Below are 14,185 nucleotides of genomic sequence, written 5' to 3' on the forward strand. Positions count from 1 at the left end.
TGATGAAGCATATTTATCGTAACGAAATATGCTCAACGATTAGCGTAACTTTTCACACACAATCTAAGGCAGTTTCTCTTAATGATATGGTTAACTTCTAAAGTTGTAATGACTTTGAGTTTATTACTATATAGGGAATTTAAGAAAAGACGTACGGAAGCTGACGTTGAGTGATAGCTCAACAATTTTTATTGAAGGGAGGCTGAAGGCTCCCTTTTCTGTTTTTTACGTCTCTTTCGTTGGTCTTTGATGGCATGGCTATTTTTACCGTTACTGATAATTCACAACTAATGAAAATCTCGTGATTTGGTGTTCAAGCCAGTAATTTCATCGGTAATATCGATGAGCTTTCCCGCAATCACATGCACGACTTCGCCTTCCTTCTCTAAGACCCCTTGCACCTTTAAAGCCTTCGCTGTCAGATAAGCTTGTTGCTGTGCGCGTGCGGTGGCTCCCCATACCACAACGTTAATATTGCCCGTGTTATCTTCTAATGTGACAAAGGTGACACCGGCTGCGGTGCCGGGTGACTGCTTACCAGTGACTAAACCAACGACCGTGACCATGGATTTATGTCTTTGTTGTTTTAAGTCTTTCATATGTGTGAAGCGGCCTAATCGATTAGTTTCTTCTAGTAAGGTGATAGGGTGCTTATTTAGCGAAATCCCGACACTACTGAAATCCTCTAATAAATTTTGCATTTCACTGGGTTGATGAAGTGAGTGTTTTATGTCGTCGTGAACTTGACTAAATAACGGTAAGTCAGATGCTGAATCCATCATTGCCCAGCGTGTCTGAAAACGGTCACCAGAAACATTGTGTAACGCATTAGCTGACGCGAGTAACTCTATGTCCTTCTTATTCATCGACAACTGTTTCACTTGGCTCGGATGGCGATAACCGGAATGTGGGCGATTGGCGAGCACGCTTTGGATTCCATGCTCGCTGAACCCTTTGATTTGTCGTAGCCCTAAGCGAATCGCTAAACCATTCTGATGTTCAACGACTATGTGGTTGTCTTGTGAGGTGTTCACACATACTGGAAGAATCGCCACATTGTGTCGTTGTGCGTCTTGTACCAACTGTGAAGGGCTATAAAAGCCCATGGGTTGGCTATTGAGCAAAGACGCGTAGAAACATTCTGGGTAGTAACATTTCAACCAAGCTGAGCAATAGGCTAAAACGGCAAATGAGGCGGAATGGCTTTCTGGAAAGCCGTATTCACCAAAACCACATATTTGTTTAAATATCTGCTCAGCAAACTCTGTCTCATAACCGCGATTTTGCATGCCCTCGATGAGCTTGTTTTTGAACTTAAAGACGTTACCATTTTTCTTCCAAGCCGCCATGGCGCGTCTGAGTTGATCCGCTTCTCCACCTGTAAACCCTGCTGCCACCATCGCGAGCTTAATCACTTGTTCTTGGAATATCGGCACACCTAAGGTGCGCGACAGTACCGATTTAACATCCTTAGATGGATAGCTGATTGGCTCAATACCATCTCGACGCTTTAAGAATGGGTGAACCATATTGCCTTGAATAGGCCCAGGACGCACGATAGCGATTTGAATCACCAAGTCGTAATAAGTCCTTGGTTTGAGCCTTGGCAGCATGCTCATTTGCGCGCGTGACTCAATTTGGAATATACCGACCGTGTCTGCTCGTTGAATCATGCCATAAACCTGAGGATCGTCCTTGAGGCGAGTGATCTCTGCGATGGTGAGTGATCGCCCGTGAATGCGTTTGATCAGGTCGAAGCACTTACGAATCGCAGAAAGCATACCAAGCGCGAGTACATCGACTTTAAGCAGCCCTAAGGTTTCAAGATCATCTTTATCCCATTGAATGATGGTTCGATCGTGCATAGCTGCATTCTCGACGGGAACCAATTCGTACAAAGGCCCAGAAGAGATCACAAAGCCACCAACGTGCTGAGATAAGTGACGTGGAAAGCCGATGATCTCATTAACTAAATGGATAAATTGCTGACCTTTCAAAGAGTCCGGTTGCAGCCCCAATTGAGTTAATTGAGCCTGCCAACCTAAGCTTTTGTCTCTGCGGTTGGTGTTCTTTATGAAGTAATCCAGCTGAGTTTCTTGTAGCCCTAAAGCTTTGCCGACATCTCTTACTGCACTTTTGAAGCGATATGAAATGACAGTTGCGGCAAGTGCTGCGCGTTCTCTACGGTATTTTTTGTAGATGTATTGGATGACTTCTTCACGGCGCTCATGCTCAAAATCGACATCAATATCCGGCGGCTCATCACGTTCTTTACTGATGAAGCGTTCAAATAATACTGAGATCTGTCTTGGGTCGACAGAGGTGATTTCTAAGCAGTAACAGACCACGGAATTGGCCGCTGAACCTCGACCTTGGTAAAGAATGCCTTGGCTTTTGGCAAACATGACGATGTCGTGGATCGTGAGAAAAAAGAAAGGGTAGTCAAGCTCGTCAATCAGCCCCAGTTCTTTCTCTATGATTTGTTGAATGTCGTTAGGCACGCCTTGCGGGAAGCGAGCTCGTTTTCCTTTTTCGACTAACATGCGTAGATAACTCATGGGTGTCTCACCTTGAGGAATCAGCTCGCTTGGGTATTCGTAGCGCAAGCTGTCTAACTCAAACTCGCACAGCTCTGAGATTCGGTTGCTCTCTTCTAGCCACTCAACTTTGAATATATGAGAGAGCTTATTAATACTTCGTAAACAGCGCTCGGCATTAGCGAGTAAGTGACTGCCCACTTCGGTAATAGGTTTTTGGTATTTTATCGCAGTGAGTGAGTGCTGTAAGGGTAAGCGGTTAGCATTGTGCATCAGCACGCCACCACAAGCGGTTATCGGCAGTTGATGATGGTGTGACATCTCGACGCAATAGTCGATGTACTGCTGATCGGTTTGCTTTAGGTGTCGTTGTAAGCCGATCCAAAGCCGGCCTGAATGATGCTGAGAAAGCCATTGCCCCCAATGCGCGTCTTCATTTTTTTGTTGAGGAAGCCAAAGAATAAAGCAGTGCTTAGCCGACATGATATCCCACTCAGAGAGCTGATAATGCCCCTTACTGCTACGACGTCTCGCGTTGGTAATAATACGGCACAGCTCGGCATAGGCTTGTCTGTTTGGGCATATCAAGATCACTTGGCACTCTTCATTTAACCAAAACATGCTCCCGACAATTTGTTTGAGCGACAGTTCATGTTGCTTGATTGCTGAGTGAACCTTAACGATGCCCGCCAGCGAGCACTCATCAGTAACTGCGAGCGCTTTGTAACGTAAGAAGTCGGCCTGTAAAACAAGCTCCTCTGCGTGTGAAGCTCCTTCAAGGAAGGAGTAATTACTTTGGCAAAATAGCTCTGAGTATTGCTGAGACATAACGTAATCTCACTTAACCATTGCGAGTGAATATGATTGAAAAAGGATGTTGAAGTTCAATAAGCAGAACGGACGAGATAGCGAAGTTTCTTACTTTCTGTCTTACAAACTAGCTAAATAAGCCGTGCAAAAACCACTGTTTATCTGGTGTTCTAAATATCCAGAGCCATCGACCGTTTTCACTGTGAGCAATAAAGTAGTCACGAATGATCTTCTCTCCGTCCCACCAGCCAGACACAATGCGCTCAGGGCCTTGAGATAAGGTGACGCTTTCGGTTAGTGCTTCGGGCTCTGGCAGTAAAATACTGGGCCTGAGTCGTTGTTGGTTGACGCTGAGAGCTATGGTTTGTTGCTCGCTCCCTGAGGGAGTTTGTCTCTTTGACACAGGTTTACTCAGTGTTGGGAGTGAATACTGATTGGCCTTTTCTGGCCTTGGGTCGTATTGTATTTTCGGTGTTTGAATGCAGGCTTGCCCAAGCTTTGCTTGCAGTAGTGAGAGCAAATCTAACGTGGCAAGTGTTCCGGTGTTACCATCAAAAAGATCATGGTAGGCCATTTGCGGTTCTCCATGACGAACCAAGGATAGGGTCAGCCCCTGAACCGGTGCTGTGAGCTTTAGTGATTCTAAGGTGAGATGCGTGAGATTTGCCCACTTTGTCGCAAGGTAATCACCTTGTGCTGAATAAAAAGAGACAGGGTGGTCGTCTTTATTTCTTAGGTGCAAAGTCAGCGTTAACTCGAAAGCCACTCGGTCACGTAACCTCAAAAAGCATTCGAGCTGATTCAACAATTTCAGCAAAGGCTTTTCGATGAATAGGATGTTTTCAATATCAAACAGCAGCTCCAAATATTGTTGGAAACTCTCTGGTGGATGATAAAAATCAATAGGGTGCTTGAACTGCCCATTAAGACGACCCACATAGTTCACCAAGTCGATATCAAAGCGGCGCGCGACATCTTGCAAAGGCAGCTTTAATAGGTCTTCTACGACATTGATACCAACACGATTCAGGCGCTCAACTTGTTTAGCAGGAAGCTCGCTTGAACTCAGCGCCTGCTGACTTACCCAAGCTTTCATTTGCTCAACATTGTTCGTCGCTTGGTTGATGGATTGCTTGCCTAAAAGGATTGCAGAAAGCGGCGAATAACCCGTGGCAAAGCTGAACTGGATATTGAGCGTTTCTAAATGGCTTTTGAGTTCATGCCAGTAGTTATCTAGCCCATCGTAAAGCGACAGCATGTTAGAGGCCTTAATCAATAATCCATTAGGTGGCAGTAAGGCCATGTCGGATGTAACCAGATAGGCCCATTGAGCAATCTCTTTCAGCTTATTTTTCTCTAGCTCAATGATGTAAGGGTGAACGTGTAAGTTATGGCAAAGCGCCGCTGCAGATCCTAGCCCCATACCTAGTGTTATGCCTGATTCCAGCGCGGCTGGGTTAGCTTGCAGCACATGGTGATCTTTTTCATCCACGATGATAATAGGTTGTTCGCGTGAGTCTTCGCTTGAACTCAATTCATTAGAGTTAAACAAGGTATCCAACTGCAGAGATGGAAAGTGCAGATAAAGCCACAACATACGCTAGCCTTGCTTTGCAATAGGAAAAGCAAGCACAGTGTTACCTGACAAAGCACGGTCTAAGTTGTCTTCATAAACGACTTGCTCTGTGAGTAACGGCCAGTTATGTGTCATGTCTAGAATAAAGCTGCCATACGACCAACTGCCTTTTCTTTTGGTGATCTCAACCTTTAACCCTTGAGCGTGAGAAGACAGCTTCATGCTTAAAGAAACGGGTAGGGATAACTGATTATGGCTGGTGGCTTTAAAATGAAATTGCAGACACTTACCCGTTTCGCTTGCTGCTTGCAGGCGCTTGGTTTGGTGGATTTCGAGATTGGTTCCCCATAACAATACAGAATGACAGGCACCACTCTTGAGGCACTGTTCAGCGGCCCATAATGCATCGAGGTCGCGTTGAGGCTCGATAACGAGAATATTTTCTAGTTGAATCCTTTGGTTGCTAAAAAACTCGGCACCTATTTTCCCTGGCGGGTTAATGAATATGGCCAGTTTCTGTGAGTTTTGTTGAGCTAAATAAGGAGTGAGTAGACGAAGTTCACCGATCCCTTGTTGTGACTCAACTTCAATAACGCCGTGCGTTGGGAAGCCGCCATCAAGTTGCTTATCCAATTGAGGATAGCCTGTCGAAGTGGTACTTCCTAGCGTTGTTGATTGTAATCCTTTCCAGATTAACTGGCGGTCTTGTAAGTTTTTTATTAGTTCATGCATAATTAAATACCTGTATATACATACAGTATATTTAACAATGAAAAAGATGCAAAGCAAAATGACGAAAATTAGCGGAAGTAAGCGTTAGATGATTGATTTGGATATAAAAAAAGCCGCTATTAAAGCGACCTCTTGTTATTGCTCATAATATCAGCTACTTAGGTTGAGCATCGATACATTGGCCATTAATGTCTGTCACACTTGGGTTCATTAAGTGTAGATAAAGCGGGATGATGTCGAGTGGCGTTTTTAACTTGTTCGCATCTTCACCTGGGTACGCTTTTGCACGCATGCGTGTTTGAGTGCCTCCTGGGTTAATTGCGTTTACACGGATGTTAGTGTCTTCAAGCTCGTCCGCTAGGATTTGCATCATGCCTTCTGTTGCAAACTTTGAAATTGCGTAAGTGCCCCAAAACGCACGGCCAGAGTGACCAACCGTTGAAGAGGTAAAGACAATACGACCGGCTTCCGCTTTTTTAATAACTGGCAGTAATGCTTGAGTCATTAGAAATTCAGCTTTAACGTTGATTTGCATGACGCCATCAAACGTTTCTTCATCGATTTGATTAAACGGACTTAACGTGCCAAGCACACCTGCGTTATGCAGTAGACCATCTAAGCGACCGAACTGAGATTCAATGGTTTCAGCCATGTCGATGTAGTTCTGTTTCGTCGCGCCTTTTAAATCCAGTGGGATAATCGCAGGTTGCGGGTAACCAGAACTTTCGATTTCGTCGTAAATCAATTCAAGGTTTTTGACATTGCGGCCTAACAGAATGACAGTTGCGCCATGTTGAGCGAAACTTAGTGCGGCTTGGCGACCAATGCCAGCACCGGCACCTGTAACCAAAATTACTTTATCTTTGAGGGCATCTGTAGAGATTGGGTAATCCACTGTGCTTATCCTTCTTTCTTTTATTATGTTCGTCATTCCATTGATGTTAAATCACACAGATAACCGCAGGAATGATGAGAAATTCTTGGTAATCGTGACAAGATGGTTACAATACACTAATTCATACAATAGGGGATATGACATTGGAATTTTTGTTGGACTACGGCTTGTTTTTAGCCAAGATTGCGACAGTTGTAATCGCCATCATTGCAATTTTAGTGATTGCTAAATCGGTGGGTGGAAAATCAAGCGCGATTAAAGGTGAGCTGGAAATCACGAACCTATCTGAACATCACAAACAGACGATTGAGCAACTTGAGCACCATCTACATGATGATGCTTTCATCAAAGCCCGTGATAAAGCAGAAAAGAAAGCGGAAAAAGAAAAAGTAAAATCACGTGGCAAAGAAGTGAAAAAAGCAGCGAAAGAGGGTGAGCTTGATAGCAAGCGTGAACCACACCTATTCGTTCTCGATTTTAACGGCAGCATTGATGCGAAAGAAGTTGCTTCGTTACGTGAAGAGGTAACGGCGGTGTTGGCTGTGGCTCGTGAAGGTGATGAAGTATTGCTTAAGCTTGAGTCTGGCGGTGGCATGGTTCACGGCTATGGTTTGGCGTCTTCTCAACTTGATCGCATCAAAGCAGCAGGTTTGCCTCTAACTATCTCGGTAGACAAAGTAGCCGCGAGTGGTGGTTACATGATGGCATGTATTGCGGACAAAATTGTATCTGCACCGTTTGCTATTGTTGGCTCTATTGGTGTTATTGCTCAACTGCCAAACTTCAATAAATTGCTTAAAAAGCATGACATTGAGTTCGAACAGCTAACGGCGGGTGAGTACAAACGCACGCTTACTATGTTTGGTGAGAACAGCGATAAAGCACGCGAGAAGTTTAAAGAAGAGCTCGAAGAGACGCATGGCTTATTCAAAGACTTCATCCGTGATCACCGCCCAGCACTCGATCTTGAAAAAGTAGCAACGGGTGAGCACTGGTTTGGCACACAAGCGCATGAACTTGGGCTAGTGGATGAGATCAGGACTTCTGATGATTTAGTCGTAGCAGCATGTAAAGACAAGACGGTTCTAGCGATTCACTACGTACAAAAGAAAAAATTATCAGATAAGCTAGCAGGCGTTGCAGGTAAATCTGCAGATAGTGTGCTGATGAAGTTGATTGAACGTGGCCAAAAGCCGATTGTTTAAGCTTATTTAGCTTATTTAGCTTATTTAGCTTATTTAGCTTATTTAGCTTTTTAGCTCTAGTATCTAGGTTTAGTGCCTTGCGTCTATTGAAGACGTTTGAGCCTTAAAAAGAAAGCGCATAAGTCATCAAACTTATGCGCTTTTTATTGCTCCACTTCCGAGCGGGTTGACCACTATGTTGTAGGGGGAGCGGAGTCTTATACCAATCACTTACTTTGATTGGTATTAAATCTTGGATCCATAATCGTTACGTTTTGGACACGTCGTGAGGATTTCTCTATGGCCTGTGTCTTTGAGCTCTTCCAAAATGACATCAAAGCCCCATAAGCGATAGAGATGCTTCATCACTTCATCGTAGCCTTTATCAAGCGGGATACGGTCATGAGGGACATATTGCAATGTCATTGAACGGTCACCACGAACATCCACATTAAACACCTGAATATTCGGTTCAAGGTTACTTAGGTTGTATTGTGCAGCCAGTTTTTCTCTAATCAAGCGATAGCCAGGATCATCGTGAATTGCACTAACTTCGATGGTATTTTTACGGTCGTCGTCGAGTACTGAGAATAGCTTAAAGTCACGAATGATCTTTGGAGAAAGGTATTGGCTGATGAAGCTTTCATCTTTGAAGTTGTGCATCGCAAAGTGAACCGCCTCTAACCAATCACTGCCGGCTAATTCAGGGAACCACTCCTTATCTTCATCGGTTGGCTCTTCACAGATACGTCGGATGTCTCTAAACATCGCAAAGCCAAGTGCATAAGGGTTTATCCCACTGAAATAAGGGCTGTTGTAGGCGGGTTGAGCAACCACACTGGTGTGACTGTGTAGGAACTCTAAGATGAACTTATCACTCACCAAACCTTCATCGTAAAGGTGGTTCAGAATGGTGTAATGCCAGAAGGTAGCCCAACCCTCATTCATTACCTGTGTTTGTTTTTGAGGATAGAAATACTGGCTTACCTTACGAACGATACGAACACATTCACGTTGCCAAGGTTCAAGCAGTGGCGCGTTCTTTTCAATAAAGTAGAGGATGTTTTCTTGAGGCTCACTCGGGAAACGAACTTTTGTTGTTTCTTCCTTACTTTTATTTTGAGGAACGGTTCTCCATAGCTCATTCACTTGAGATTGCAGATAAGCTTCACGCTCTTCTTGTCTCGCCGTCTCTTCAGCAATCGAGATCTTTTCTGGGCGTTTGTACCTGTCTACACCGTAATTCATCAGCGCATGACAAGAGTCGAGAAGTTGTTCTACTTCTGAAACACCGTATTTTTCCTCACAATCCGCGATGTATTTTTTAGCGAACAATAGATAATCAATAATCGAACTTGCGTCTGTCCAAGTTTGGAACAGATAGTTACCTTTAAAGAATGAGTTGTGGCCGTAACAAGCGTGAGCCATAACGAGCGCCTGCATAGTGACGGTGTTCTCTTCCATCAAGTAAGCGATACATGGATCCGAGTTGATCACGATCTCGTACGCTAACCCCATTTGGCCATGTTTATAGTTTTGTTCGGTTTGAATGAACTTCTTACCAAATGACCAATGGTTATAGTTGATAGGCATACCAATACTTGAGTAGGCATCCATCATCTGTTCAGAGGTAATGACTTCAATCTGGTTCTGGTAAGTATCTAAACGGTAATGCTGGGCCACACGCTTAATTTCAACGTGGTATTGTTCTAACAGGTTAAAGGTCCAGTCAGGGCCGTCAGGCAGCATCTTGTCGTTTTTCTTCTGCGTAGCCTTGTCTCTATCTGCAATGTTTGATTTCGCTGTCATGGCAAGCCCCCTTATGCTGTCTCTTTCTGGAACAGCTCTCTAAATACTGGAAAGATATCTTCTACGGTCTTGATGTTTTTCATTGCGAAGTTATCAAAGCTACTTTCTAGTTTTTCGTATTCATGCCAAAGCGTTTGGTGAGAGCGGCGTGTAATTTCGATATAAGAGTAATACTGACAAGTTGGCAGAAGCGTGTTGACCAACAGCTCTTTACAGCGAGGTGAGTCATCAGCCCAGTTATCACCATCAGATGCTTGTGCCGCATAGATATTCCACTCATTAGCTGGGTAACGGTCGGCGACAATTTCTTTCATTAATTTCAGTGCACTAGAAACGATGGTGCCACCGGTTTCTTGTGAGTAGAAGAACTCATGTTCGTCGACTTCTTTTGCCTGAGTATGGTGACGAATAAACACCACATCGACGTTCTCGTAGGTACGATTGAGGAATAGATAAAGCAGTACGTAGAAGCGTTTTGCGATGTCTTTAGTCGCTTGATCCATTGAACCGGACACATCCATTAAACAGAACATCACGGCTTGGCTAGATGGGATAGGGCGCTTCTCGTAGTTTTTATAACGTAAGTCAAAGGTGTCAATGAACGGTACGCTTTCGATTTTCTTACGTAACTCGGCAATCTCTTCTTTTAATCGACTCTCTTCAAATGGTTGAGCGGGTTCTGTCATCTTAACTTGGTCAAGTTGTTCCATCAGTAGATTCAGCTCGCGTCTTTTCCCTGCTGTCATGGCAGTTCTACGCGCGAGAGATTGCTGTAGAGAACGTACAATCGCAATGTTGGACGGAATCCCTGCACTCTGATACCCAGAGCGATGGGTTTTCCATTCAGTGATTTTATTGACCTGATTTTTTTCAAGGTTAGGGAGTGCCAAGTCTTCAAAGAGAATATCAAGATACTCATCTTTGGAAATTTGGAAGGTAAACTCGTCTTGACCTTCGCCATCAGGGCTGGCGTCACCTTCGCCAGAGCCACCACCTTGTCCACCACCTTTAGGGCGCTCGATTTTATCGCCGGTAATGAACTGATCGTTACCTGGATGAACGCGTTCTCTTCGACCTCCTTGGCCTTGATGAAAACTAGGTTCTTTTATGTCTTTATGAGGAATCGTAACATCCTCACCCGTTTCAGTATTGGTGATTGAGCGTCGGTTGACTGCATCGGCCACAGATTCTTTGATTTGCTCTTTATGGCGTCTTAAGAAGCGCTGTCTGTTTACAGCACTCTTATTTTTGCCATTGAGCCTCCGATCGATAAATTGTGCCATAAGAACTCCCTCTCAGCTGATGTCGCGATCCTACTTTTTATTCGGGTATAAGAGTTATTGGTTTATTAACGTATAAAGTTATTGATTAGTACGAGCTGCTCACCTGAACAGCTCAAAACCGTTTCATTATGAGGATTTGCGAACTCTTAGGTACCACTCGGATAGCAGTCTGACTTGTTTTTCGGTGTAGCCTTTTTCCATCATACGAGCAACGAAGTCGTCATGTTTTTTTTGGTCATCCGTTGAGGTTTTAGCATTGAACGAAATAACAGGAAGCAGCTCTTCTGTGTTGGAGAACATTTTCTTCTCAATCACAGTGCGAAGCTTCTCGTAACTGGTCCAGACTGGGTTTTGACCGTTGTTGTTGGCTTTGGCACGAAGCACAAAGTTCACTATCTCGTTTCGGAAGTCTTTCGGGTTGCTGATACCGGCTGTTTTTTCGATTTTCTCCAGTTCACCATTCAGTGAAGCTCGATCAAATAGCTGGCCTGTTTCTGGATCGCGGTACTCTTGATCTTGAATCCAGAAATCAGCATAAGTCACATAGCGGTCGAAGATGTTTTGACCATACTCAGAGTAAGACTCTAGATATGCGGTTTGAATCTCTTTGCCGATGAACTCGACGTAACGAGGTACTAGGTATCCTTTCAAGAACTCAAGGTACTTCTCTGCGGTTTCTTGAGGGAATTGCTCACGTTCGATTTGCTGTTCAATTACGTAGAACAGATGAACTGGGTTAGCAGCGACTTCGGCTTGGTCGAAGTTAAACACACGAGAGAGGATCTTAAAGGCGAAACGTGTTGATAGCCCAGACATGCCTTCGTCAACACCAGCATAGTCTCGATATTCTTGGTAGCTTTTCGCTTTTGGATCGGTGTCTTTTAGAGTTTCACCATCGTAAACACGCATTTTTGAGAACAGAGAAGAGTTTTCCGGCTCTTTCAGTCTGGACAGGATGCTGAATTGCGATAGCAGATCGAGTGTGCTTGGCGAACAAGGGGCTTTGGATAGCTCACTGTGTTCAAGCAGTTTCTTGTAGATCTTAACTTCTTCAGAGACGCGCAGACAGTAAGGGACTTTTACAATGTACACACGGTCGAGGAAGGCTTCGTTGTTTTTGTTGTTACGGAAGGTCTGCCACTCAGATTCGTTCGAGTGAGCTAAAATCATACCGTCAAATGGCAGTGCAGAAAGCCCTTCGGTACCGTTGAAGTTGCCTTCTTGTGTTGCCGTTAGTAGAGGGTGCAGTACCTTGATTGGCGCCTTGAACATCTCTACGAATTCCATAACACCTTGATTTGCTTTACATAGAGCCCCCGAGTAGCTGTAGGCATCAGGATCATCTTGGGAGAAGTGCTCAAGTTTACGAATATCCACTTTACCAACCAAAGAAGAAATATCTTGGTTGTTTTCATCACCTGGCTCAGTTTTCGCGATCGCAACTTGATCGAGAATAGAAGGACGTAACTTGATGACTTTGAATTTGGAAATATCACCGCCAAAATCGTGCAGGCGTTTTGCTGCCCACGGAGACATAATTGAGCGAAGGTAGCGTTTCTCAATGCCATATTCGTTCTTCAATAAGTCGCCATCTTCGTTTACATCGAACAGGCAGAAAGGATGATCGTTAACTGGGCTTCGTTCACCGTCAGCAGACAATACATAGATTGGCAGTTTTTGCATCAGTGCTTTAAGCTTTTCAGCAAGAGAAGATTTACCACCGCCCACAGGGCCAAGGAGATAAAGGATTTGTTTACGTTCTTCTAAACCTTGCGCAGCATGTTTTAGGTAAGAAACAATCTGTTCAATCGCATCTTCCATGCCGTAGAAATCTTTAAATTCGCTGTAGCGTGAGATGACTCGGTTCGAGAAAATACGACTGAGGTGAGGGTCTTGAGCGGTGTCAATGACCTCTGGTTCACCAATGGCCAGTAGTAAGCGCTCAGCAGCATTAGCATAAGCACTCTTATCGTCTTTACACAGCCCCAAGAATTCTTGCAGTGTCAGCTCTTCTTCCTTGGCTGCTTCATAACGTGATTGATAGTGGTCAAAAATACTCATAGTCACATTCCCCTTGTTAACCAGTCAAAACTGACGAGCGATTGAAAAATAGGCTCTCCCTACAATTTAAGGTTAGACCCGCTTCCACAATTTTGCTTAACAATTATGTATTTATTTACAATTTTGCGTGTGGAAAGTGTTGTGAAAGCAATGGGCAACTTGAGGTGAGTAGAATGAAATTATTTTGTATTCGAGGTGGCTAAGCGTTTGTTTTGTGATTTTAAGAAGATTTCCAATTCTCATACTGTATTTATACCTATTCGACGTATAACTGAGCTCTATTAATTCTATGGGATTGAAAACCATATAAGGCGTGGCGTTATCAAAAATTGTTCAATAAATAGGTAGATGTAGCGAAGAATAATGGATTAGAAACGGTCGTCATCGGCGCCGCAATATTAGTAACGACAAATGTATACGCGAGAGTCTCATAGTGGTCGCTTGGCGTTACAGCTTCTTATTCATCAACGGTCTATAAAAATACACCGTCAAACCGTGTTGTGATCCCTATGTGTAGACTGGGATGGTCAGTACTTTATTGGTTTAGGTGGTTACTTACATTTGACGCCAATTATCCGAATCACTGGTGGCGTTCGTAATACCAATCTTGAAAGAGATATAGAGCATAGCCCAATACTTGAAAGTGGTATCAACATGGCCGTGAACGTCGGTGTTGCTTACGTCTTCTCGTTGCTTTGGTTTTTCTTTCTAAATGCTGACATTAAAAAAGGGTTACTCATGATGATTAACCCTTTTCTTGAAACTTTTTAAAAGTTATCGCTGATCTATTAACGTATTAAGCGCTAAAGATCTGAGATAGTTCTGTCGAACATAGGTGGTACTGACGAGGACAGTTGCGCCATGTTGTTAACATGCGGCGGTATTTCTCTAACATCGGCATTTGGCTGTTGAAATGGTGATCAGCTTTGTCGAATTGAGGGTAAAGACCTTCAGAATCTACAAGGAAACGCACGTAATGCACGATTTGAGCTTCAGATGCTATATCAAAACCTAGGAACTGAAGACGACGCTGGTCAACTTCAGCACGCTCTTGCTCTGCAAGCATTTTGTTCGACTCTTGCATAGCATGGTACATTTCCATGATGTCGATAATTTCACGACATTCAGCTTCAGTCAAACAACCGAATTCTTTGTTAAGTTCACGCATTTGGAGCTCGTAACCACGTTCTACAATCGTTTGTAGACGCTGGTATTTCGCCGAGTTCTCAGGGTTCATTTGAGACATTAGGTAGTATTGATTTGATAGAATTAGACGCTGAGCATTGGTCATTTCCATG

At 43.9% G+C, this 14,185-nt stretch carries 9 protein-coding genes and 1 pseudogene; 2 read left to right on the forward strand and 8 right to left on the reverse strand.

What is annotated here, in order from left to right:
• Positions 1–287: 287 nt before the first annotated feature.
• From IQO02_RS10975 to IQO02_RS10990, 4 genes are all read right to left on the reverse strand, one after another.
• Positions 288–3,365 carry an error-prone DNA polymerase gene (locus tag IQO02_RS10975; protein WP_016800731.1) on the reverse strand — a complete coding sequence of 1,026 codons (3,078 nt, stop codon included), beginning with the start codon at positions 3,363–3,365 and terminating at the stop codon, positions 288–290.
• A 109-nt stretch (positions 3,366–3,474) separates the two neighbouring features.
• The gene (locus IQO02_RS10980) at positions 3,475–4,944 is read right to left on the reverse strand and encodes a Y-family DNA polymerase (RefSeq protein WP_016788846.1); all 1,470 of its coding nucleotides are present in this window, start codon (positions 4,942–4,944) and stop codon (positions 3,475–3,477) included.
• A gap of 3 nt (positions 4,945–4,947) precedes the next feature.
• The gene (gene imuA, locus IQO02_RS10985; RefSeq protein ID WP_016788845.1) at positions 4,948–5,655 is read right to left on the reverse strand and encodes a translesion DNA synthesis-associated protein ImuA; all 708 of its coding nucleotides are present in this window, start codon (positions 5,653–5,655) and stop codon (positions 4,948–4,950) included.
• A gap of 154 nt (positions 5,656–5,809) precedes the next feature.
• Positions 5,810–6,550, reverse strand: a complete 741-nt coding sequence (locus IQO02_RS10990; protein ID WP_010437335.1) for a YciK family oxidoreductase — start codon at positions 6,548–6,550, stop codon at positions 5,810–5,812.
• 143 nt (positions 6,551–6,693) lie between these two features.
• Here IQO02_RS10990 and sohB point away from each other — a divergent pair, with 143 nt between their 5' ends.
• Positions 6,694–7,755: a protease SohB gene (gene sohB, locus IQO02_RS10995; protein ID WP_022570679.1), complete on the forward strand. Its 1,062-nt coding sequence runs from the start codon at positions 6,694–6,696 to the stop codon at positions 7,753–7,755.
• A 225-nt stretch (positions 7,756–7,980) separates the two neighbouring features.
• Here sohB and IQO02_RS11000 read toward each other — a convergent pair whose 3' ends face one another.
• From IQO02_RS11000 to IQO02_RS11010, 3 genes are all read right to left on the reverse strand, one after another.
• Entirely contained in the window at positions 7,981–9,543 is a 1,563-nt protein-coding gene (locus tag IQO02_RS11000) for a SpoVR family protein (protein WP_010437342.1), read from the reverse strand.
• Positions 9,544–9,554: 11 nt separating this feature from the next.
• Positions 9,555–10,826 carry a YeaH/YhbH family protein gene (locus IQO02_RS11005; RefSeq protein ID WP_016783828.1) on the reverse strand — a complete coding sequence of 424 codons (1,272 nt, stop codon included), beginning with the start codon at positions 10,824–10,826 and terminating at the stop codon, positions 9,555–9,557.
• Between the two features lie 126 nt (positions 10,827–10,952).
• Positions 10,953–12,887, reverse strand: coding sequence for a PrkA family serine protein kinase (locus IQO02_RS11010; protein WP_010437346.1), 1,935 nt, complete (start codon positions 12,885–12,887; stop codon positions 10,953–10,955).
• A gap of 516 nt (positions 12,888–13,403) precedes the next feature.
• On the opposite strand from IQO02_RS11010, the pseudogene IQO02_RS22580 reads away from it, so the two are divergent.
• Positions 13,404–13,574, forward strand: a pseudogene (locus tag IQO02_RS22580) (MipA/OmpV family protein); the annotation flags it as partial.
• A gap of 109 nt (positions 13,575–13,683) precedes the next feature.
• Here the strand turns inward: IQO02_RS22580 and IQO02_RS11020 are convergent.
• Positions 13,684–14,184: a YfbU family protein gene (locus IQO02_RS11020; protein ID WP_010437350.1), complete on the reverse strand. Its 501-nt coding sequence runs from the start codon at positions 14,182–14,184 to the stop codon at positions 13,684–13,686.
• Position 14,185 lies beyond the last annotated feature (1 nt).

It is taken from the genome of Vibrio sp. OPT24 (assembly GCF_015163545.1).
GTDB lineage: Bacteria > Pseudomonadota > Gammaproteobacteria > Enterobacterales > Vibrionaceae > Vibrio > Vibrio cyclitrophicus.

What these genes read in the sequence shown, in the direction of transcription:
- IQO02_RS11000 (WP_010437342.1), bottom strand. Translation starts at nt 9,543, where the DNA reads ATGACAGCGAAATCAAACATTGCAGATAGAGACAAGGCTACGCAGAAG.
- IQO02_RS10975 (WP_016800731.1), bottom strand. Translation starts at nt 3,365, where the DNA reads ATGTCTCAGCAATACTCAGAGCTATTTTGCCAAAGTAATTACTCCTTC.
- imuA (WP_016788845.1), bottom strand. Translation starts at nt 5,655, where the DNA reads ATGCATGAACTAATAAAAAACTTACAAGACCGCCAGTTAATCTGGAAA.
- IQO02_RS11010 (WP_010437346.1), bottom strand. Translation starts at nt 12,887, where the DNA reads ATGAGTATTTTTGACCACTATCAATCACGTTATGAAGCAGCCAAGGAA.
- IQO02_RS11020 (WP_010437350.1), bottom strand. Translation starts at nt 14,184, where the DNA reads ATGGAAATGACCAATGCTCAGCGTCTAATTCTATCAAATCAATACTAC.
- IQO02_RS11005 (WP_016783828.1), bottom strand. Translation starts at nt 10,826, where the DNA reads ATGGCACAATTTATCGATCGGAGGCTCAATGGCAAAAATAAGAGTGCT.
- IQO02_RS10980 (WP_016788846.1), bottom strand. Translation starts at nt 4,944, where the DNA reads ATGTTGTGGCTTTATCTGCACTTTCCATCTCTGCAGTTGGATACCTTG.